Source organism: Psychroserpens sp. AS72 (assembly GCF_038900375.1).
Taxonomy (GTDB): domain Bacteria; phylum Bacteroidota; class Bacteroidia; order Flavobacteriales; family Flavobacteriaceae; genus Psychroserpens.
The window spans coordinates 27093-49937 of the sequence record NZ_JBBMRC010000010.1 but is presented as its reverse complement, the minus strand read 5'-3'; the positions used below and the strand labels follow the sequence as shown (position 1 = coordinate 49937).

Here is a 22845-nt window from a genome sequence, read left to right as displayed (position 1 = left end):
TAAAAAATCCTGCAAGAAGCAGGATTTAATAATTATGATTTTAAGTTGAGTTTTAAACTCAACTCTTTTAGTTGATCATCATCAATTGGAGCAGGTGCATCAATCATGACGTCTCGACCATTATTGTTTTTTGGGAAGGCGATAAAATCACGAATGGTTTCTTGTCCGCCAAGAATAGAAACCAATCTATCCAATCCAAAAGCGAGTCCACCATGTGGAGGTGCACCATATTGAAAGGCATCCATTAAGAACCCAAATTGAGCTTTTGCTTCTTCTGGTGTAAAGCCTAAATAATCAAACATTAAGGCTTGCGTTTCTTTATCGTGAATACGAATAGAACCTCCACCAATCTCGTTTCCGTTAAGGACTAAATCGTAAGCATTGGCTTTTACATCTCCTGGATTTGTTTTCAATAACTCTAACTGTCCAGGTTTTGGTGATGTAAACGGATGATGCATCGCGTGGTAACGCTCAGTATCTTCATCCCATTCTAATAATGGAAAATCCATTACCCAAAGTGGCGCAAATGTTTTCGGATCTCTCAACCCTAAACGTTCTGCTAATTCCATACGTAAAGCACTCAATTGTGCTCTTACTTTATTTTTTTCTCCGGAAAGGACGCATACTAAATCACCTGGTTTTGCACCAGTTACTTCTGCCCATTTTGCTAAATCCTCTTGATCGTAAAATTTATCTACTGATGATTTATAAGTTCCGTCATCATTACATCTAGAGTAAACCATTCCTAAAGCACCAACTTGTGGACGTCTTACCCAATCAATTAATTTATCTATTTCTTTTCTAGTGTAACTATTTCCGCCAGGAACTGCGATACCAACTACTAATTCTGCAGAGTTAAACACTCCGAAATCTTTATGTTGTGCAACCTCATTAAGTTCTCCAAATTCCATCCCAAAACGGATGTCTGGTTTATCATTTCCGTAGAGACGCATCGCATCGTCATATAATAGTCGCGGAAACTTTTCTATTTCAACTCCATTGACTTCTTTTAATAAATGACGAGTCAATCCTTCAAAAGCATTTAAAATATCTTCTTGATCAATGAATGCCATTTCACAGTCAATCTGAGTAAATTCTGGTTGTCTATCTGCACGAAGATCTTCATCTCTAAAGCATTTTACAATTTGAAAATACTTATCCATACCACCAACCATAAGCAATTGCTTGAAGGTTTGAGGTGATTGTGGCAAGGCATAAAACTGACCTTCATTCATACGTGAAGGCACTACAAAATCACGAGCACCTTCTGGTGTAGATTTGATTAAATATGGTGTTTCTACTTCTATAAATCCTTCTTTAGATAAATAGTTTCTCACTTCTTGAGTGACTTTATGTCTAAAGATTAAGTTATTTTTCACAGGATTACGACGAATATCGAGGTAACGATATTTCATACGTAGTTCTTCTCCACCATCGGTTTCATCTTCAATAGTGAAAGGTGGTAATTTTGATTCGTTTAAAATCGTCAATTCAGACACTAAAATCTCAATATCACCAGTAGGCATATTAGGATTTTTTGAGGCACGCTCAATCACGTTTCCTTTCACTTGAATCACGAATTCACGACCTAAATCTTCGGCACGTTTCATCATTTCTTTTGGTGTGCGTTCTTCGTCAAAAACAAGTTGCGTCATCCCATAACGATCTCGAAGATCTACCCAAACGATAAATCCTTTGTTTCTAGATTTTTGAACCCAACCAGCAAGTGTAACTTCTGTATTGATATGTGATGCTCTTAACTCACCACAATTGTGACTTCTGTACATAGTAAAAAAATTATAACACCTATAATTAATTTTTTGGTGTTTCAGGTTGCAAATTTAATGAAGTGATTTAAACTTTTAACACTTAAGCGAAGATTAATAATTTTTTAGCAAATGGAAAACGTTTAAATCGCTTCAAAATGTTAATGCGCTTGATTTAATGAAATAGAAAGTCATCTAATGTATCTCATTAAAAAATAAAAAAAAGCACAACATAATGTTGTGCTTCTTCAATTTATATTTTAATCTTTTTTTAAGCTTAATCCAAGTTTGGAATACGCAACACCTGACCAACATAAATTTTATCAGGATGTGATAACATTGGCTTGTTTGCTTCAAAGATTTCAGGATATTTCATTGCATTACCATAATAGTGCTTTGCAATTTTACCTAACGTATCTCCACTTACAACAGCATGAAATTGAGCTTCTGGCTCAACATGCTCAACCGTCATTTGGTCATCTACTGTAGAAATACCTGTTGTATTACCTATCACTAAAACTACTTTTTCTTTGGTTGCTTGATCATAAGCTAAACCAGATACTCTCGCCATATCATCATCAACAAATACGCTTAAATTCTCTACTTGTAATTGTAGATCATTAATCGTTTCCTCCATGTTTCTAGCTGCAGCTTCTTCTAATTTAAGTTCTGCTGCGTCTGCTTCTCTAGATGCTTTTGCTCTTGCCTCTGCTGCTTCTTCGTCTGTAGTTTTTCCTATTCCGAAGACTTTAGCACCTGCGTTTTTGATAAATGAAAATAATCCCATAGTTGTTTTTTGTTTTTATGAACTGTTGTTAATTTTATAGTTTTCCGATACTTCGACTACGATCAGTACAAGCGAAAAAAAATCTTTTCTAGTTCGTGTTAATTATATGATTGTAAAGTTGGCGAAATTCTTCATGAATTCCAATTTTATGACCAACTACATTTCTTGGACACCATTTATTGTGTGAAGTCACATTTCCGAAGAAAAAAAATTGAACACAAAAGAAAACGCCCAACTCAAATTAATGAGGTGGACGTTTCTGGAGACTAAATAACCAACCAAATCTAGCTCCTTGTATTTTCTCTTGGGTTATCTTTTTTAGCAGTTTTCTGCTTACGTTTTTTTAATTCTTTTTTTCCATCTATACGCTTTCCTGTCGCATCTGTTTCTCTTAAGAATTGAATATATCCACGTCCTGTAAACTCATACACGGTTTCAGATGATGGATGAAATAATTCTATCCTTTGATCATTAATAACGCTCAACTCGAAGTATTCATTGTCGAAGAAATCATAATCTAGTGTTAATGTTTTTAAGTACATATTACCACTCACATCTCCAACACCATAAACACCTGTATAATCCCAATAAATGTTATCTGGATTTCCAATATTAGAATCTTGAGAGCTTCTAAACTCTGAGTCGTTTCCGCCAGCTAAAAACTGAAGGTAGTTCTCATTATCAAATTCATTTATGGCGCCAAATGTACTTGTGTATGTTTTTTCCCATGCTTCATATTCTTGTAAGAAATAATGAATGTTATCATAGAATACGAAGTCATAATCAAAATTACTTCTCTGGTATCCATTTAAGAAATACGAAGTATCATTAAATGGGTTATATAATTCTATGGTATTGTTATCAATTTGGTACACATCAAATGTTTCATACCCATCAATATCATGATTGATATCTAAAATCATATCATAAGCATCATAAACACCTACATCAATTCCATATCCATTACCTTGATTACCAATACCAACTAGATTATTATTTGCATATACAACTCCATTTCTAAACGATATGGTAAATGCTATATTTAAGAATGGAGTCTCTCCATTCCCTAGAGTTTGATTGATATCTACATACCATAACTCATAAGAACTCAATAATTGATTTAAAGAAATTCCCGGATTATGATTGTAATCGTTTACAATTACTTCGTCTGTATAACACGACGTAAATAATGTTGCTGTTAAAGCAAAACCTAAAAGTAGTTTGATTGTTTTCATTTGTACGTTTTTTAATTAAAACTGTCGTCAAATGGAATTCACATAATTTTCAAAAATCTAATATTAAATTCAGATTTAGAATACATATGTTCATTTCATAATGTTCCGTTTTTTGATTTCTATTTAATAAGATTCAAAACGCGTGCCAAAAATAAAAATGTATGTATTTTCTCTTCGGAAATGGGCCATAAAATATGTATTTTTGGATGAAGAATAAGTTTTCCGTTTTCACTTGTGCTGAGCATGTTGAAGTGCGGAAATTAAAAGAAGAATTTTAAATGAGTAAACCATTAAAATATGCAGTATTTGGAGCAGGAAGTTGGGCAACAGCTATAGTTAAAATGCTTTCTGAAAACTTAGATGAAATAGGTTGGTATATGAGAAGTGTTTACACCAAAGAACACATCCTAAAAGAGCAACATAATCCTAGTTATTTAAGCTCTGTAGAATTTCATACTGAGCAACTCAAATTGAGTAATGACATTAACGAAATTGCAGAATGGGCAGATATTTTGATTTTTGTGATTCCGTCCGCCTTTATTCATGCCGAGTTACAAAAACTCACCGTAGATATTTCGAATAAAACAGTCGTATCTGCAGTAAAAGGAATCATGCCAGAAACAGGAAAACTCGTTGGTGAGCAATTTCATGATGTGTATAAAATTCCTTTTGAGAATATTGCTGTAATTGCTGGTCCTTGTCATGCAGAGGAAGTTGCTTTAGAGCGTTTATCTTATTTAACCATATCATGCGATGATGCAAAAAAAGCGCAAACTATAGCAGATGCCTTGTCGAGTGATTATATCAAAACAAAAATTAGCGATGATGTTATTGGTACTGAATATGCTGTGATGCTTAAAAATATTTACGCTATTGCTGCTGGTATGGCTCACGGATTGGGCTATGGTGATAATTTTCAAAGTGTATTGATGAGTAATGCCATTCGTGAAATGAAGCGTTTTATCAAAAAAATGCACAAGATGAAACGAAATATCAATAACTCAGCTTATTTGGGTGACTTACTAGTAACAGGTTACTCTGTTTTCTCTAGAAATCGCATGTTTGGAAACATGATTGGTAAAGGCTACACTGTGAAATCTGCGCAAATGGAAATGAACATGGTTGCCGAAGGTTATTATGCTACCAAAAGTGCACATGAACTCAATAAGAAAAATGCCAAGAAAACACGTTTACCAATAATTGATGCAGTTTATGAAATTCTGTATGAAAATAAAGATCCTAAAAAGGTTTTTAAGAAGTTGACGGATAAGTTGGATTAGCGAATTCCTTATTATGGCTGTTTGTTATAAAATAGAAAATTCATTAAAGTTATTATCTTACAAATAACCACCTCGTCTTCAAATTCTTTATAAAATTTTAATAGTTTAAAAAAACGCCATATCTAATTCCTTCCCTTTTAAAGGGAAGGTGTCCGAAGGACGGAAGTTATTACTTCACTAAAACCCCTTTCAATTGCATCAAAGGTATCGTTTGCAAAGCCTTTTCGTTAATGGTATTCTTTCTAAAGACATACGTTTTATCTAACATTTGATTGCCTTCAAAAAAAGTGACTTTAAACTCATTATTTAATTTAAGTAGATCTTTTTGCATGAACTCAATCTTTGCATAGCTTCTTGCTGGTAGTAATTTTATTGAATGACGCATTAGAGGTGTTATTTTTTCTTCGGAATAGCCTTTTGATACAATCAATACAGTATCTAAGTCGACATCTCTATTATTAATGATATAGGCATTCCAATCATCGGTTTTATATTCTGGATGTTGCTCTTGAACGACTGCGACGAAAACGTCTTCTACTTTTGTGATGTGGATGTCTTTTTTCATGTTTCAAAAATAGTAAACTATTCAAAATAAGAATTAGAATAATTATTACTTATAATCCCTTTAAGGTTATAGATGACTAAATGTTCAAAAAGCTCTTCTTTTGGATATAATTCAAACAAATTTTTTTCTTTAAACACAAGGTTATCAATTCTAAAAAAATAAATCTTGACAATCAATTTTATATTCACTTCCTTTTTAATGTTGCCAGCTTCTTGTGCTTTTCTCAATAAGTTAAATACTATGCTATTTGATAGCTCTTTGACAAAGTCATCAAATAACTGACTCGCTTTAGGGTAATACTTTTCTAAACCAAAAAGAAAAGAGGGCTTGAAATATTTTAAATAATCAAACCCTCTCTGGTAAATTAAAATAACACATAAAATAGGGTCTTTACCATTGCTATTAATCAACCTATTTATATCTTCTTTATACTCATTTAATAAACTTTCAAGACTAGAAGCTACCAGATCTTCTTTATTATCAAAAAACGTATAAATTGTTTTTTTAGAAATACCAAGCTCATGTGCTAACTCATCTAAAGTAACATGCTTACTACCAAATTGGGTAAACTTATCAATAGAACACTTTAACAATTCTGCTTTAGTAATCATCTTTATTTATTTTATCTCCATCCTCCTCCTAGTGCTTCATATAAATCTACAATAGATACTAGTTGTTGTAGTTTACTATCTATAATATTAAGCTCGGCACTTAATGCACTTTGTCTTGCTGTTAATAGGTCTAAATAGTTTGCATAACCGTTTTTAAGCAACTCTTCTGAGTTAGCTTCGGCTGTACGTAACGCTTCGACTTCGTTTTTTCTAAATTCATATTTCTTTACCTCAGACTCATAACTAAATAAAGCATTAGATACTTCATTTCCTGCTACTAAAAAGGTCTTTTTAAACTCAAGTAAAGACTGTTCTTGTTGTGCAATTGTAACTTCTCTTTGTGTTTTTAGCTTACGCTGATTAAAAAGTGGTTGCGTTAATCCACCAACAATATTTGCAAATAATGAATTAGCATTAAATAGATTGTCTAATTCTAAACTTTGTAAACCTCCAGATGCAGTTAACGTCAATGATGGATATAAGTTACTTTTTGCCACATTTGTTAACTCAAAAGATTGGATTAAATTATACTCAGCAGCCATAATATCTGGTCTATTGCTAAGCAAAGTTGCTGGTACGCCAAGTACAATATCTTGCTCTATTTTTTGAACATCTAAAGTACTTCTTTCAAAATTTTGAGGTGTTTTACCTAACAATATACTTAGCGTATTTTCAGTTTTAAAAATAGCTGTTTCAATATCTACTTGTAATGCCTTTGCACTATTATATTGCGCGACATTTTGATCTACTGCAACTTGTGTTACTTGTCCTGCATCTTTTAATGCTTTAATAGTTGTTACTCCACTTTCTCTTGTTGCAATGGTTTGCTTAGTAACTTCTAACTGCGCGTCTAAAGCTAACAAGTTGTAATAGGTATTTGCAATACTAGAAATCAATTGTGTTTTTACTGCTTGATGTCCAGCAACACTTTGCAAATATGCTGCTTGAGTTGCTCTTTTGTTACTTCTTATTTTACCCCAAATATCTGCTTCCCATGAAAGATTTGCTGTTACATCAAACTGATCTGTAGATGTATCGCTTAAAAACGCTCCGAATTGGCTGTTTTTGGATAATTCTTGATGCGTCCAATTTGCACCAACGCTAGCTGATGGTAAATAACCTGCTTTACCTTGTTTTGCATAAGCTTGTGCTGCTACCATTTGCTGAATTGCAATACGAACATCCATATTATTTTGCAAACCTTCTTCAATATATTGTTGAAGATATTGATCTGTGAATAATGTTTTCCAAGATAGATCTGCCATAGAAATACTATCTGTTGGTAGATTATTTGTTCTGTAAAGTGCTTCAGTTTCTGCTAATTCTGGTCTTGTGTAGTCTTTAGCTACAAAACAACTTTGCAGTGTTAAAGCGATCAATAGAATAAGAATTGATTTGCTAAGAAATTTATATTTATTTGTAGATTTCATAATTTTTATTCTTCAATAGTTTGTACTGCTGGTTTACTAGAAATTTTTTCTTGTAACCACTGAAATAATATAAATAAGATTGGAATTACAAAAACACCTAAAAGTGTACCAATTAGCATTCCTCCTGCTGCTCCTGTACCAATTGAATTGTTACCTTCAGACCCAACACCTTTTGCTAACACTAAAGGCATTAATCCTAAAATAAAGGCGAATGAGGTCATTAAAATTGGACGCAAACGCGCTTTTGCTCCATGAATAGCTGCATCCACAATGCTTTCTCCATTCTTTCTTCGTTGCAATGCAAACTCTACAATAAGTATGGCATTTTTAGCGAGCAGACCTATTAACATGATTAAAGCAATTTGGAAATAGATATTGTTTTCTAACCCAAAAAACTTAGTACTTATATACGCTCCGAACACACCAAATGGTAAGGATAATACAACCGCAAATGGCAATAAATAACTTTCGTATTGTGCACTTAACAAAAAGTATACAAATAGAATACTTAATATAAATATGAATGTTGTTTGGTTTCCTGCATTCACTTCTTCTCGTGTTAAACCAGAATAAGCAACTGTATAATTACTTGGTAACTTAGCGACTTCTTCTTCTATAACTCTAATAGCATCACCTGTACTAAATCCTTCATTTGTCGCACCAGTTATACTTGTAGAATTAAACAAGTTGAAACGTGTTACAGATTGAGGACCATACACACGTTTTAAATTCACAAACTGTGTAATTGGTGTCATTTCACCAGTATCTGTTCTTACATACATACTGTTTAGTGCGCTTTCATCTGCTCTATCTTCTGGTAAAGCCTGTATATACACTCTAAATTGCTTTCCAAATCTAGAGAAATCTGATGCGTAAACTCCACCAATATAACCTTGTAAAGTTGAAAAGATACTCGTTACCGAAACTCCTTTTTCTTTCGCTAAAGGCACATTCACTTCCATTTCATATTGTGGATAATTTGTATTGAAAGAAGACGTTGCATATTTAATTTCTGGATGACTCATTAAAGCCATAGAAAACTCTTTATTGGCTTTGTCTAAATCGGTAAACTCTCCTCCAAACTTATCTAATAAGTTGATTTCAAAACCAGACGAGTTACCAAAACCACGAATACTTGGTGGTGAGAAGAAAATGATATTAGCATCTGGAATAGTAGCTGCAATACCAAATAATTTACCTGTTATAGCTTGTGCTGAAAGTGAAGGATCTGTACGATCTGCCCAATCTTCTAGTTTTATAATTCCAAAACCAAAATTACTACCAGCTCCACTAATTAAACTTCGTCCTTTAATGAAGTTGACACCTACAATACCGTCTATACCTTCTGCTTTTTCATATAATTTTCTTGCTACAGCATCTGTTCTATCTAAAGAAGCTCCTGGAGGTAATTCTATATTTGCAAAAATAATTCCTCTATCTTCATTAGGAACAAAACCTGTTGGTGTTGTTGTAGAAGCCCAATAGATTCCAATAACAGCGATGATTAATAATATAACAGAGACAAATTTTCTTTTATATAAAAACTGAAGTGATTTACCATAACGCTCTACTGAAGCATTAAATCCACGATTGAATAAAGTATAAAAACGTTTTAATGGACTTTTTCCTTTTAATTCTTCATCATCTTTATGCTCTTTTAATAATAAAGCACATAATGCTGGACTTAATGTTAAGGCATTTACTGCTGAAATAAGAATTGCAATAATTAGCGTCACACCAAATTGTTCATAAAACACACCTGTTGGACCTGTTACAAACGTAACTGGAATAAATACCGCAGCCATTACCAAGGTAATAGAGATGATAGCTCCAGAAATTTCATTCATAGCTGTTAATGTCGCCTTTTTAGGATCCTTTTCGCCTTCATCCATTTTAGCATGAACAGCTTCCACAACAACGATAGCATCATCAACCACAATACCAATGGCAAGTACTAATGCAAATAGCGTTAACAAGTTAATGGAGTATCCAAATACACTTAAGAAAAAGAACGTACCAATAATTGACACAGGTACTGCAATTGCTGGTATTAACGTTGAACGAAAATCTTGTAAAAAGAGAAATACTACCAAAAATACTAACACAAAGGCTTCTAATAAAGTGGTAACCACTTTTTCAATTGATGCATTTAAGAATAAACTTGTATCATAAGGCACAAAAATATTTAAACCCTCTGGAAGATCTTTTTCTACGGAAGTTAACGTGGTTTTAATATTTTCAATAATCTCTTGCGCATTAGATCCTTTAGTTTGAAAAATACCCATAAATACAGCTGGATGTCCTAAACTCATAGCGTTAGAAGAATACGATTGTGCATCTAATTCAATAGTCGCAACATCTTTTAAACGTAAAAACTCTCCGTTTCCTAATGCTTTAATTACAATGTCACTGTATTGGCTTTCATTTTTAAAACGACCACTGTAAGTCAATGTATAAGAAAACGATTCTCCATTGTTTTGTCCTAATGAACCAGCTGCAGCTTCTAAATTTTGTTCTGCTAGTGCAGCAGAAATATCTGAAGGAATTAAACCGTATGATGCTAGTTTTTCAGGATTCAACCAAATACGCATCGCATAATCTTGTTGCGAGAATACACTAACATCTCCAACACCACTAATACGTTGCATTGCAGGAATCACATTAATTTTCAAGTAATTCTGAATAAACGTAGCGTCATAATCTTCGCTCTCTGAATACATAGATATAAACATTAACGCACTTGTTTCTTGCTTTTGCGTTGTTACACCTGTTTGAATAACTTCTTGAGGTAATAATGGATTTGCTCTTGCAACACGGTTTTGAACATTTACAGCTGCAATATCTGCATCAATTTCTTGATCAAAATAAACTGTAATTTCTGCTGATCCTGTATTAGATGCAGTAGAAGTAATGTATGTCATACCTTCTACACCATTAATTTGTTCTTCAATTGGTATGATGACACTCTCTAAAACAGTTTCGGCGTTTGCTCCTGTATAATTTGCAGTAACTTTAATAGTTGGTGGTGCAATATCTGGGTATTCTTCTATAGGTAAACTAGTTATACTAATAACTCCAAGCAAAACTATGATAATAGAAATTACCGTTGAAAGAACAGGTCTTTCAATAAATGTTTTTAACATGATTGATATGTTTTTTGTTTTATCTAATTTCTGAATAAAGTTGCAACAGGTGTAATAGCTTCCTCAAATGAAGTTTCTTGAGGCGAGATGGTCATACCGTTTCTTAATTTACCAACTCCTGATACGACAATTTTATCATTTGTATTTAAACCAGATTCTACAACATATAAGTTATCTACTGTACCTTTAACATTTAAAATAGAAGTTGCAACTTTATTGTCCTCACCAAGTATAAAAATCATAATGTTTCCTTGTTGCTCAAAGGTTGCAGATTGTGGAACAACTATAGCGTCTTTATATTCTATAGGAAATCTTATTTTACCACTGTTACCATTGGTTAAGATTTCGTTTGGATTGTCAAAAGCTGCCCTAATTTGTATCGTTCCTGTACTCTGATTTATTTGACCAGTACTTGTTTGAATACGTCCTTTTTCAGAATAGATTTTACCATTTGCTAAAATCAAACTTAAGTCTGGCGAATTTTTAATGCGCTCAGCTTTAGTTTTCCCTTCAGATCTTTGTAAATGGTCTATATATTGCGCCTCATTAAAACTAAAAAAAGCATAAACTTGCTCAATTTCACTAACTGTCGTCAAAGGTTTTGCATCGCTTGGACTAATTAAAGCACCTTCTCTAAAATTAATTGAACCAACATAACCATCAATTGGGCTTTTTATAGTTGCATAACCAATAGTAGCAGAAACACCACTATAGTTAGCTTTTGCTTGTGCCAAATTAGCTTTTGCAGTTTCTAATTGTACTGGACTAATGATATTCTTTTCTACTAGTGGTATCAATTTATCTACTTCTACTTGTGCTACATTAACACGTGCTTTTGCAGCTCCAGCATCTTGACTTAAAGACTGCGTTTCTAATTTAAATAACATTTGTCCTTTACGTACTTTTTGACCTTCGTCAACATAAACTTTTTCAATATATCCTGATGTTTTAGCTCTCACATCACTGTTAACCATACCTTCTATAGTTGCAGGATATTCAGTATATCCTGTTACAGTTTTACTTTGTATTTGAGCTACTGGAAAAGCTGCAGGTGGTGCTTCTACAACTGATTTGTTTTCCTCTGTGTTTCCACAACTTAAAACGACTAAAAACACACTTAGTGCAAATAACACTAGTAATTTATTATGTCTCATTTTTATCTTAGTTAAATATTGAATTTATTGTTTGCTAGATTTGTTCTTAATTCTTCTACGGAAGCTGTTGCTCCATCTATAAATTTGATATAATCATCATGAAAACTTAGATCGAATTTCTCGTCTTCATTATCAATTTTATTGTTGTTTATAGTTTCTTTATAATTTTTTAATTCTAAGTGAATTTCTCGTTCTTCATTCCATTTATTTATCATGTTATCAATATGTTGAACAACCATATCTTTATTAATTACAAAATATTTTTTGCGATCTCCAGTTTTTGTGAAATACACAATCTTGTTTAAATCTTGTAAATGATTAAGGTGGGTAGAAATAGTACTCTTACTTGCACAAAGTATGGTTACCATATCTTCAAAAGTGGTTCCTTTTTTACCTGTAAGAATGATGTAAGCTAAAATACGTGCTGCAACAGGAGCTAATTGCTCTCTATTTTCTAAATGCACGCCTAGTTTCTCAACTAAACTCATTTTTTTTTGGCAGATTTCTTCTTTCATTTTAAATTATCTTATTACTGTTTTTTAATACAGAAATATTAATCTACAGTAAATTTCTATGCAAATATATATGTTAGTTCGGAACAAACCGAACTAGACGAAGTTAATTTGTTGTTAAATAAAAAAGCCGACTATTAACAGTCGGCTTTAAATATATATAGGTAACGTTTATAAGGCAGATTTAAACTGCTCTAAGAAGCGTACATCATTTTCACTTAACAATCGAATATCACCTATTTGGTGAAGTAGCATTGCTATTCTATCAATACCAACACCAAATGCAAATCCGGAATACTCTGTTGGATCAATTTTACAATTCTCTAATACATTAGGATCTACCATACCACATCCTCCAATTTCTAGCCAACCTGTACCTTTAGTTATCTTGTAATCGGTTTCGGTTTCTAATCCCCAAAATACATCAATCTCTGCACTAGGTTCTGTAAACGGAAAGTATGATGGTCGTAGACGTATTTTACTTTTCCCGAACATTTCCGTAGTAAAATATTGAAGCGTTTGTTTTAAGTCTGCAAAGCTTACATCTTTATCAATATATAAACCTTCTACTTGGTGAAAGAAGCAATGAGAACGTGCAGAAATTGCTTCGTTTCTAAATACTCTACCTGGTGAAATGGTACGAATTGGTGGTTTGTTGTTTTCCATGTATCGCACTTGCACAGAACTTGTGTGTGTACGTAACAATATGTCTGGATCTGTTTGTATGAAGAACGTATCTTGCATATCACGAGCAGGATGATATTCTGGCAAGTTTAATGCTGTAAAATTATGCCAATCATCTTCTATTTCTGGACCTTCACTAACATTAAACCCAATTCGAGAAAAGATATCAATAATTTGATTTTTTACAATAGATATTGGATGACGAGCACCAATTGCAATAGGTTCTCCTGGACGAGATAAATCGCCATAAACTCCTTTTGTTTCTTCTTTGCTTTCTAATTCATCTTTTAAGGCATTAACTTTAGCTTCTGCAGTTTGCTTTAGTTTATTAATGGTTTGACCAAACTCTTTTTTTTGCTCGTTAGCCACATTTTTAAACTCAGCAAAATAATCATTAAGCAATCCTTTTTTACCTAAGTATTTTATACGAAACGCTTCAACCTCTTCTTTAGATTGTGCTTTAAATGCTTCAGCTTCTGCTATAAGTTCTTTTATCTTATCTATCATGTCTCCTTAAAATGAATGGCAAATTTAATGATTTTATGTACAAAAAACGCCTTCATATAGAAGGCGTTTTTGCTATTTTTTAAAAAAAGTTTTATTGTCTAGTATAAACATCTCTATAAGTTACACCTTCATAAACCTCATCAAGAAACATTTGATTACCACTAAATTCAATATGTACAACATATGTGTCACCATCTGAAGTTGAAGAATAATTACCAGAACCTAAATTTTCCCAGGTACCAGATTCATCATAATCTAATTCGCAACCATCTCCATAATCGTAATATCCTTTTGAATTATAAGTACCATTTGCTGAAATTAATATGGTATCTAAATCCTCACATAAATCTAATTCTTGTACAACACCATCTTCTAGATATTGAGTATATTTCCAGAAGCCAATAAATTGATCTTGACCAGATCCTGAATCATCATCACTACCACAAGATGTGAATGTAAGTGCAATTACGCTAAAAAGTAAAATTAATTTTTTCATGTTGTTTTGGGTTTTTGAATTTTAAATTATGGGTAAATTTAATATATTTTTTATTTAATAAATTCAGATTCAAGAAAATAGTTGACAATAGCATCTTTCATCAAAACACTTTGTTCTCCTGCTTTTAATGGTGGCAACTCTTCTTTAACTTTGTAGTGAGGCCAACCTTCATCATCTGCAAAATCAAATTCATAGTAACCATAAGGTGTCAGCAACTTACAAATTGCAATATGCATTAAATCGAGCTTATGATCTTTTTTAAATTTTCGATCTAGCTGTCCCAATTCTTGTACACCAATTAAATAAATTATAGCGTCTAAATCTAATGGATCACCATCAGCAAATGTTGCAGACAACTTTTCTACTACTAAATCCCAACGTTGTTTTAATTGTTCGTCTCTTGCCATAGTTACATTTCCGTAGGTACGAAAATCATTTTTTATTAATTAAGATTGCAAAGTTAGTAAACTATAAGGTCTCAAAAGACGTTATTATTTTAAAATGAGAAAAATTATGTAGGTTTGTTATAAACCTGTGTTCAGGTTAAAACAAACTATTACTATGACAATCATTGATATTATATTGGGTGCACTTTTACTTTTTGGTCTCATAAGAGGTGTTATGAAAGGACTTTTTGTTGAAGTTGCTTCTTTAGTTGCTCTTGTTGCTGGGATTTATGGTGCGATTCATTTTAGTAATTATGCTGCGGAATTTTTAGATAGCAAGCTCGATTGGGATGAAAAATATATAAATATTGTTGCTTTTGCTGTTACATTTGTTATCATCGTTTTAATTATTGCTCTTGCCGGAAAAGCATTAACTAAACTAGCAGATTTTGCTGCTCTTGGGATTTTAAATAAGCTTTTAGGTGGTGTTTTTGGTGCACTTAAGATTGGATTAATTTTAAGTATACTTCTTATTGTTTTTGATAATATGAATAATACTATTCCCTTTGCAGATGAAGAAGATTTAAAGGATTCTATACTTTATGAACCAGTAAAATCTCTAGCTCCAATGATTTTTCCAAGTATTTTAAACAAAGGAAAAGAAGCTACTTCAGAACATGCTGAGACTGATGCTTAGACATAAAAAAACTGCCTATTTTCATAGACAGTTTGTATTTCTTATTTCTTGAAAAGATTTTTAATCTAGGTGATAAATTTCCATAATATCATTTAGATATTTTTCAAAATTTATTTTTAAATCAATTAATTTTCCTGTGTGGACATCAAAAACCCAACCATGTACTTTTAAAGCTCTATCTCTATAAGCTTTTTGAACAGCTGCAGTTTTAATTAAATTGACACATTGTTCTTGAACGTTGAGTTCTACAAGTCTGTCATACTTTTTTTCTTCGTCCTTTATAGCATTAAGTTCATCATGATGTATTCTGTAAACATCTCTGATGTTTCTTAACCAACCATTGAGCACACCTAAATCTGCAGATTGCATAGCCGCTTTTACTCCACCACAAGCATAGTGACCACAAACTACAACATGATTAACTTTTAAGTGTGTTACAGCATATTCTACAACAGACATAGCGTTGAGGTCAATTCCTGATACCATATTTGCAATATTTCGATGCACAAAAACATCTCCAGGACCGAGTCCCATTAATTCTTCTGCAGTTACTCTACTGTCTGAACAACCAATAAATAATAATTCTGGGTTTTGACCTTTACCTAATTCTTCAAAATAATTAGGATCGGAAGCCAGTTTATCTTTGATCCACTTTTCATTATTTTTAAATACGTTATCTAGATTCATGATATGTTTTTATATGGTGTCCTTAATATTTTTTTGAACCCACTTTAAACAGGTTTTAAAATCTTTAAAAATATGTTCATTTGGAATAAAGTCAGGAATTATATCAATTCGTTCCATCATATATCTTGGCTGTTTTAAAAGTCCGACGAATAATACTTCAACATCATTCTTTTTTAATTCTAGTAGCATATCTTCCATGGCATATAGTCCAGATTGATCCATATATTGCATACGACCTAGTCTTAGAATAACCGTTTTTGCAGTTTTAGGAATCTGATCTGTTAACGCTTGGAAATCACTAGTAGAACCAAAAAATAATGGCCCTTTAAGGTGTTTAATAAATACTTCTTCTTTTAAATTAGTAGGAAAAGCCCCTTCATCATCCCAAGCCTCCTCGTTTAATGATTTCACATCAGAACGTTCTGCTGTCAAATCTCCTATTTTCTTCATAAACATTAATGAAGCTATTATTAGACCAATTCCTACTGCATAAATTAAATCCCAAAATGTTGATAGTAATAATACAACTATCATTATTAGAACTTCTGAACTTAACTTTATAGGTCCTAATTTAATATCTCTTGGTAAACTTGGAATTGCTTTTAACCCTTTATAATCCATTACACCAATACCAACAGTTATTAAAATACCTGCTAGAACTGCAGCAGGGATTTTTGAGGCAACTGGTGCTAACACTAACATTATAAGTAATAGCATGATTCCTGCAATCATACCAGATAATTTAGTTTTACCTCCAGCATTAATATTTACAACGGTTCTAATTGTTGCTCCAGCTCCAGGAATACCTCCAAAAAGAGCAGCAATACTATTACCAATACCTTGACCAATTAATTCTTTGTTTGGTTTGTGTTTAGTCTTGGTCATGTTATCTGCAACGACACTTGTTAACAAAGAATCTATTGCGCCTAGAAGAGAAAGTGTAAGTGCTGTAAAAATATAAGGTGTTACACTACCTAAACTAAAACTAGTAAACATTTCTAATCTTGGAATTGGGATACCTCCAGGGATTTCGGAAATAGGTCTATATCCTAAATTAAATCCATAGGCAATTCCTGACATTATAATAAGGGCAACTAATGTACTTGGTATTGCAGTTGTAATACGCTTAAAACCATAAATAATAAATATGGTTCCTAAAGCTAATATCAGTTCTAACCAATTAATATTCTTTAAAGCTCTTGGTAATACTTTTATTGCTCCAACAGTACCAGAAGCTTCTTTAGCTGCTAATGTTTGAGATTCGTTTAAAATTTGTTCTGGAGTAATTAGTTCAGCTCGATCTATAGTTTCTTTAAAATTTTCAAGAACTAATATTCCTTCTCCTGCTTCTTCTTTTAAAATATTCTCTAATATAACTTCTTCAGCTTGTGGTTTAAATTGTTCTACAAAAGCTTCGTCTTCCTTTGGATAATACCCAATTGAAGGTAAAATTTGAGTAAGTAATATTATAACTCCAATAGCAGTCATAAAACCAGAAACTACAGGATATGGAATATATCTTATATATTTCCCAATCCCTATTAATCCAAGACCAACTTGTATTAAACCTGCTAATAAGAAAACGGTTAAAATAGCTGGTAATGCTTTTTCTACACTTCCATCATTTGCAGCAACAATACCTGCAATAATAACCATACTAACAGCTGTCATTGGTGCTGTTGGACCCGAGATTTGCGTTGCTGTTCCTCCAAATAGAGCTGCAAAAAAGCTAATAAAAATGGCTCCATACAGACCTGCTTCTGGTCCTAAACCTGAGGATACTCCAAAAGCTAGTGCTAATGGTAAGGCTACTATTCCTGCGGTAATTCCACCAAAGGCATCTCCTTTAATATTAGAAAATAAGTTCTTCATAGTTTAGTTTTAGTAATGCATTAAAATACTCTAATTTTTATTTATATAAAAGCGCTTTAATAAAGATTTCTTAGAAATTTACAAATGCTATAATATTAATTTGATCTCTTCCAGATGTTTCAAAAAACTGGTTCATATAACCTAATTCAAATCTCAAATTATCTGAAAATTCATATCCTAAACCACCAAACACTCTGTTTCTGTCAAAAACAGAAGATTTAGTATTTAAAAATATTTCGTTATACAATGAAAGATAGAGAGGGTTTTTACCTTCTTCTTTATATTGAAGCGGAATTTTTATTCCTAAGAAATACCTTAAACGCATTTTAAAATCGTCTTCTACAAAGCGTTGTTCAAAACGGTAGCGATGACTTAAACCTACTTTACCAATGTTCTGTTTTGTGGTAAACTGTTGAAAAATTCTGTGTTCATTTACAGATATTTTGTCGTCTGTATCACCTATATAATTTTCGGATAGAATATAACCATAACCGAGTAATAGATTGTTATTATTTTCTGATAAATTATAGCCAATTCCAGTTCTTAAAAGCAACTGTTCTAAATCACCAACAGCATTATAATTTCTATATTGAACTTCATTATGAATATTCCACTTAGAATTTAATTTTTTGTTACCAATGTATATTAACCAATTACCTAAATTACTATCTTGACACATAGCAAAAAGCGGCAACACTAATACAATAATTAGTGCTGCTATTTTGCTTTTCTTTTTCATTTTAAATTGACTCATCAATGGGTTGTTTTTTATTAATAAAACTCAACAGCACCAGTATTGATATCGTACATTGCTCCAACTATCTTAATCTCACCATTTTTTTCCATCTCTGTTAAAATTGGACTTTCGGCATGAATTCTATCTATAGTTAATTCTACGTTTTTCTTAGAGACTTCATCAACAAAATCTAAATTTTTAGACGTTCGTAAGCTTTCATCTTTAGGTTCTGAAACTGCATTTACTGCAGGTGTAATTTTTTCTATTAGCTTCGTTAAATTACCCATTTCTGCATGATCACAAGCGCCTTTTACCGCACCACAACTTGTATGACCTAAAACTACGATTAGTTTTGTTCCTGCTAATTTGCAAGCAAATTCCATGCTTCCTAAAATATCTTCGTTTACAAAATTACCTGCAATACGTACGCTAAAAACATCACCTAATCCTTGGTCAAAAACCAATTCTGCTGATACTCTAGAATCGATACAACTTAAAATTGTTGCAAATGGAAATTGACCATCGCTAGTATCATTTACTTGTTCTAAAAGGTTACGATTTGCTTTTAAATTATCTTGAAATCTTTGATTTCCTTCTATTAAATATTGTAATGACTTATCTGGTGTCATTGTCGCTTGAGTTTCTTTTGTATGCGCTTTCATATGTATATGTTTTTATGTTTATTAAAATAATATTTATAATTATGCTTCTGAAACTAATAATGAAACATTTAACTTGTTAACCACTTCTTTTAATGGTGTATTTGTATTTTTTTTATTCTTGGTTTTAGTATTAGCCCTATCAACACATAACAAATTAATGTTATTTTTAAGTAGATATGATGAAAGTGTTGTTATAGCATTATCATTTTGCTCAAAGACATACTCGATCATTTTTTCTTCATTTAAATCTAAAGGATTCATATCTGATTCCTGACTATTTACAATTTTAAAAGATTTTAATGGAGTTGTTGTATGCGTTATCAAATCTTTAGATAATTTAGTGTCAAAAATTTTATTAGAACCATTTAAAACGCCTAATGTCATTTTTTCATTTGGAACCAATGCGTTTTCATTTGAAGCAATCATTATAATTCCATTAAACTTTTTTAGTATAAAACGAGTTATACTATCACCAATTAGTTTGAATGATGCTGGATCACGTTGACCTAAAACTATAATATCTGGATTATAAAGTTTAATTTGCTTTTGTATTTCTTCTTTTACTTTTCCGAAAGCATAATTACCTGTAACTTTTACATCATACGTTTTTGAAGTGTCATTCACTAATGTAACAATTGCCTTTTTAATATTATTATGCTCTTCATTTAAAGTTCTCATTGCAGAGAATTGATTATCTCTTTTTACAATGTCAATGTGCTTTTTAACGTGAAACAAAGATATTTCACCATCAATCATTTTGGCTAAACTCACACTGCTTTTTAAGATTGTACTTGCAGATTTCTTTAAATCTGCAAGTACTAATATTTTATATTTATTATTTTTCATTTTATTCTAACTTAAACTAATATTTGATTTTGGTCTCAATTGAAAAAACTCAATAAAACTCGGTGGATTTTCAACAATACCTCTTTTTGAAATTAATCGAATATCAATATTTCTTTCTTTTGCTTTAAAGGCAAAATCATCGAGTATTTCAACTATATCATAGTCTAAATATCTAGTTTTAGTGACATCAAATTCTAAATAAGTATCTCTTGGCAAACTATCTAATTCTTTTAAAATAGCACCTTTGTTAAAAAATGTCACTTCTTCAGCAAGCTCCATTTTAATTCTATGTTTTCCGTTACTTTTATCTTCAATATGTAAAAAGTGAGAGTTTTGGTAGCTTTTTAACAATATAACTACTACTCCAACAGCTAAACCTAAGCCAATACCTACTAATAAATCCATAAATACAATACCAAAAACAGTAACAAAAAATGGCACTGATTGTTTCCATCCTAACTTATACATTTTTACAAATAAAGCAGGCTTTGCTAATTTATAACCAACAATTAATAAAATTGCAGCTAAAACAGATAATGGGATTTTATTAAGTAAAGTTGGGATTAAAATCACTGAAATCAGTAATAAAAATCCATGAATAATTGCCGACATTTTACTTTTACCACCAGACTGAATATTGGCAGAACTTCTTACAATTACTTGTGTAATTGGAAGACCTCCGATTAAACCCGATAATATATTACCCGTTCCTTGTGCTAAAAGTTCTCTATTTGTTGGAGTTACATTTTTGTCTGGATCTAATTTATCAGTTGCTTCCACACATAATAAAGTTTCTAAACTTGCCACCAAGGCAATAGTAAATGCAACAATCCAAACTTCAGGATTTGTAATAACCATGAAATTAGGAAAACTAAATTGGCCAATAAAAGAATCGAAACTATCTGGAACAGGAACACTTACTAAATGTGTTTCTGCAATAGCCAATGATTCACTAGATTGTGTTACCATATAAAAAATAATACCTACAACCACAGCAACTAAAGGGCCTTGTATAATCTCAAAAAACTTTCCTTTTTTAACCAATACGTTACTCCATAATAACAAAATGCCCAAAGCAATAAAGCCAACAACCATAGAACCAACTATGAGATTGTCAAATATATTCAATAGTGCAGAAAATGTATTTTCACCAGAAGACCAGGTAAAACTATCTGAACCCTCAGGTTCTCCATCATAACCAAAAAAGTGAGGAATTTGTTTTAAAATAATGATAATACCTATTCCAGTAAGCATACCTTTAATAACTGACGATGGAAAGTAATATCCAATAATTCCAGCTTTTAAAACTCCAAAAAGTAATTGAATGACACCACCTAATACAACAGCGACTAAAAAGTTTTCATAACCTCCTAAAGTACCTATAGCTGTTAATACAATTGCTGCTAAACCAGCTGCTGGTCCACTAACTCCAATTTTAGAACCACTTAAGGCTCCTACTATAATTCCTCCAATAATTCCAGCAATTAAACCAGAGAAAAGAGGTGCTCCACTGGCTAAAGCAATACCTAAACATAAAGGTAATGCCACAAAAAATACAACGACACTTGCAGGCAAGTCGTTTTTTAATGTTTTAAACATTTTTATATAATGATTTTTTACTATTGAAAAGATTTCAATAGTTGTTTTAATATTTATTTTGGGGACATTAAATGTCGATCGAAAAAATATTAAATAAAATCAGGTGGTGGAGAGATGATATTTAAATGCGGTTTTAGGTAATTTTTAAAGAAATATCCTAAATTATCATTAGCACCAGAGGTTAACAAATAGTCATCCTCGTATAGTTCATTTGGAGGAAATACTTTTATGGTTTCTTTTTCTTCTTCTTCAGTAATACTGTAAAAAATAGAAACATCAATAGAATCATCCACAGCAATGATTATTGCTGGCGCAGTAATTAACGCCACAAATATAACCGAAAATAAAATTGCAATGGTTTTTCTATACATAAATTGAAATTTGAAGTGCAAATATACGGTAACAAGACCTTAAAAGTGTTAAGGAATTTTTAAAAATCTGTTACTAATTTTATGTCATCAGTAATAACCCAACCTGTTTTACCATCTGATAGCTTTATTTTTTTCCAATTAGCAACCGTATCAATCACTTGCACCTTTGTACCTTCATGAAGTTTAAAGGCTTCTTCACTTCGTAAATTAGGTTCGTTTTTAATTTGACTTTCCTGAGCAAAAACAATTGCTATTTGATTTTTTTGATCAAGATCATAGCTATTAAATGCAAAAGCAAGTGCAATAAAAGCCAATATTAATGCTGATACACTCGTAATAAATGCCAAACGTTTTTTTGATGTGCTTTGAGAAAAGTAATACATTAAAAATAGCAACACAAAAAGCACGACTAATACAACCGATAATTTAGCCCAATTATCAAAAACCATAATATTAGTAGCTTTTTTAATCACTCTAGAAAAACCAACTTCTGGTACTATTTCAATAGCATCAATAGTCATATTTTTAGCATACGCTAAGTTGTTTAAAATCTCTTTATCATTAGGTTTTAACAATAATGCCTTCTCGTAATAGTAAATACTAGGAGCCACATGATTTAACTTATAATGTGCATTTGCAATGTTGTAATATAACTCTGCAGAATGATGGCCTTGATCTAAAATAGAGGTGTATTTAGTTAAGGCTTCGGTATAATTACCATCATTATACAAAGTGTTGGCTTGCTCAAAAACTTTTTTGTTTTGAGCAAATGATAGTGTGCCTAATAGAAATATGAGTATGTAAAGTATAGGTTTCATC

At 31.9% G+C, this 22845-nt stretch carries 22 protein-coding genes; 2 read left to right on the top strand and 20 right to left on the bottom strand.

All coding sequences use genetic code 11. From position 1 onward, the window contains the following. Positions 1–32 precede the first annotated feature (32 nt). The 3 genes from aspS to WNY78_RS15535 form a co-directional block, all read right to left on the bottom strand. Positions 33–1787, bottom strand: coding sequence for an aspartate--tRNA ligase (gene aspS / locus WNY78_RS15545; protein ID WP_342874139.1), 1755 nt, complete (start codon positions 1785–1787; stop codon positions 33–35). A gap of 256 nt (positions 1788–2043) precedes the next feature. Further along, positions 2044–2553 carry a peptidoglycan-binding protein LysM gene (gene lysM, locus WNY78_RS15540; RefSeq protein WP_342874138.1) on the bottom strand — a complete coding sequence of 170 codons (510 nt, stop codon included), beginning with the start codon at positions 2551–2553 and terminating at the stop codon, positions 2044–2046. A 284-nt stretch (positions 2554–2837) separates the two neighbouring features. Continuing rightward, positions 2838–3788 (bottom strand): nicotinic acid mononucleotide adenyltransferase, encoded by a 951-nt coding sequence (locus tag WNY78_RS15535; protein ID WP_342874137.1) that lies wholly within the window; start codon positions 3786–3788, stop codon positions 2838–2840. 278 nt (positions 3789–4066) lie between these two features. Here WNY78_RS15535 and WNY78_RS15530 point away from each other — a divergent pair, with 278 nt between their 5' ends. Next, the gene (locus tag WNY78_RS15530) at positions 4067–5068 is read left to right on the top strand and encodes an NAD(P)H-dependent glycerol-3-phosphate dehydrogenase (RefSeq protein ID WP_342874136.1); all 1002 of its coding nucleotides are present in this window, start codon (positions 4067–4069) and stop codon (positions 5066–5068) included. A 169-nt stretch (positions 5069–5237) separates the two neighbouring features. On the opposite strand, the gene WNY78_RS15525 is transcribed toward WNY78_RS15530, so the two are convergent. The 9 genes from WNY78_RS15525 to WNY78_RS15485 all read right to left on the bottom strand — a co-directional run bounded on the left by WNY78_RS15525 (position 5238) and on the right by WNY78_RS15485 (position 14577). Continuing rightward, a complete protein-coding gene (locus WNY78_RS15525) occupies positions 5238–5633 on the bottom strand; it encodes a hypothetical protein (RefSeq protein WP_342874135.1) in 396 nt (131 codons plus the stop codon). 17 nt (positions 5634–5650) lie between these two features. Beyond that, positions 5651–6244, bottom strand: a complete 594-nt coding sequence (locus tag WNY78_RS15520; RefSeq protein WP_342874134.1) for a TetR/AcrR family transcriptional regulator — start codon at positions 6242–6244, stop codon at positions 5651–5653. An 11-nt stretch (positions 6245–6255) separates the two neighbouring features. Continuing rightward, the gene (locus WNY78_RS15515; protein WP_342874133.1) at positions 6256–7674 is read right to left on the bottom strand and encodes an efflux transporter outer membrane subunit; all 1419 of its coding nucleotides are present in this window, start codon (positions 7672–7674) and stop codon (positions 6256–6258) included. Between the two features lie 5 nt (positions 7675–7679). Further along, the gene (locus WNY78_RS15510; RefSeq protein ID WP_342874132.1) at positions 7680–10817 is read right to left on the bottom strand and encodes an efflux RND transporter permease subunit; all 3138 of its coding nucleotides are present in this window, start codon (positions 10815–10817) and stop codon (positions 7680–7682) included. Between the two features lie 23 nt (positions 10818–10840). Then, positions 10841–11971, bottom strand: a complete 1131-nt coding sequence (locus tag WNY78_RS15505) for an efflux RND transporter periplasmic adaptor subunit (protein ID WP_342874131.1) — start codon at positions 11969–11971, stop codon at positions 10841–10843. Positions 11972–11982: 11 nt separating this feature from the next. Continuing rightward, positions 11983–12486: a transcriptional regulator gene (locus WNY78_RS15500; protein WP_342874130.1), complete on the bottom strand. Its 504-nt coding sequence runs from the start codon at positions 12484–12486 to the stop codon at positions 11983–11985. 168 nt (positions 12487–12654) lie between these two features. Next, on the bottom strand, positions 12655–13674 hold the full coding sequence (pheS, locus tag WNY78_RS15495) for a phenylalanine--tRNA ligase subunit alpha (RefSeq protein WP_342874129.1): 1020 nt from the start codon (positions 13672–13674) through the stop codon (positions 12655–12657). Positions 13675–13765: 91 nt separating this feature from the next. Beyond that, positions 13766–14170 carry a lipocalin family protein gene (locus tag WNY78_RS15490; protein WP_342874128.1) on the bottom strand — a complete coding sequence of 135 codons (405 nt, stop codon included), beginning with the start codon at positions 14168–14170 and terminating at the stop codon, positions 13766–13768. A gap of 50 nt (positions 14171–14220) precedes the next feature. Next, positions 14221–14577, bottom strand: coding sequence for a hypothetical protein (locus WNY78_RS15485; protein ID WP_342874127.1), 357 nt, complete (start codon positions 14575–14577; stop codon positions 14221–14223). 154 nt (positions 14578–14731) lie between these two features. On the opposite strand from WNY78_RS15485, the gene WNY78_RS15480 reads away from it, so the two are divergent. Beyond that, positions 14732–15253 (top strand): CvpA family protein, encoded by a 522-nt coding sequence (locus WNY78_RS15480; protein WP_342874126.1) that lies wholly within the window; start codon positions 14732–14734, stop codon positions 15251–15253. 60 nt (positions 15254–15313) lie between these two features. Here WNY78_RS15480 and WNY78_RS15475 read toward each other — a convergent pair whose 3' ends face one another. From WNY78_RS15475 to WNY78_RS15440, 8 genes are all read right to left on the bottom strand, one after another. Continuing rightward, positions 15314–15940, bottom strand: a complete 627-nt coding sequence (locus WNY78_RS15475) for a carbonic anhydrase (RefSeq protein ID WP_342874125.1) — start codon at positions 15938–15940, stop codon at positions 15314–15316. A 9-nt stretch (positions 15941–15949) separates the two neighbouring features. Then, entirely contained in the window at positions 15950–17812 is a 1863-nt protein-coding gene (locus tag WNY78_RS15470; protein WP_342874124.1) for a SulP family inorganic anion transporter, read from the bottom strand. Between the two features lie 70 nt (positions 17813–17882). Further along, on the bottom strand, positions 17883–18566 hold the full coding sequence (locus WNY78_RS15465; RefSeq protein WP_342874123.1) for a DUF2490 domain-containing protein: 684 nt from the start codon (positions 18564–18566) through the stop codon (positions 17883–17885). 17 nt (positions 18567–18583) lie between these two features. Next, positions 18584–19210 (bottom strand): carbonic anhydrase family protein, encoded by a 627-nt coding sequence (locus WNY78_RS15460; RefSeq protein WP_342874122.1) that lies wholly within the window; start codon positions 19208–19210, stop codon positions 18584–18586. A 39-nt stretch (positions 19211–19249) separates the two neighbouring features. Beyond that, on the bottom strand, positions 19250–20056 hold the full coding sequence (locus WNY78_RS15455) for a universal stress protein (RefSeq protein ID WP_342874121.1): 807 nt from the start codon (positions 20054–20056) through the stop codon (positions 19250–19252). 6 nt (positions 20057–20062) lie between these two features. Further along, the gene (locus WNY78_RS15450) at positions 20063–21655 is read right to left on the bottom strand and encodes a SulP family inorganic anion transporter (protein ID WP_342874120.1); all 1593 of its coding nucleotides are present in this window, start codon (positions 21653–21655) and stop codon (positions 20063–20065) included. A gap of 89 nt (positions 21656–21744) precedes the next feature. Beyond that, entirely contained in the window at positions 21745–22026 is a 282-nt protein-coding gene (locus tag WNY78_RS15445; RefSeq protein ID WP_342874119.1) for a hypothetical protein, read from the bottom strand. A 59-nt stretch (positions 22027–22085) separates the two neighbouring features. After that, a complete protein-coding gene (locus tag WNY78_RS15440; protein ID WP_342874118.1) occupies positions 22086–22844 on the bottom strand; it encodes a tetratricopeptide repeat protein in 759 nt (252 codons plus the stop codon). Between the last annotated feature and the right edge of the window lies 1 nt (position 22845).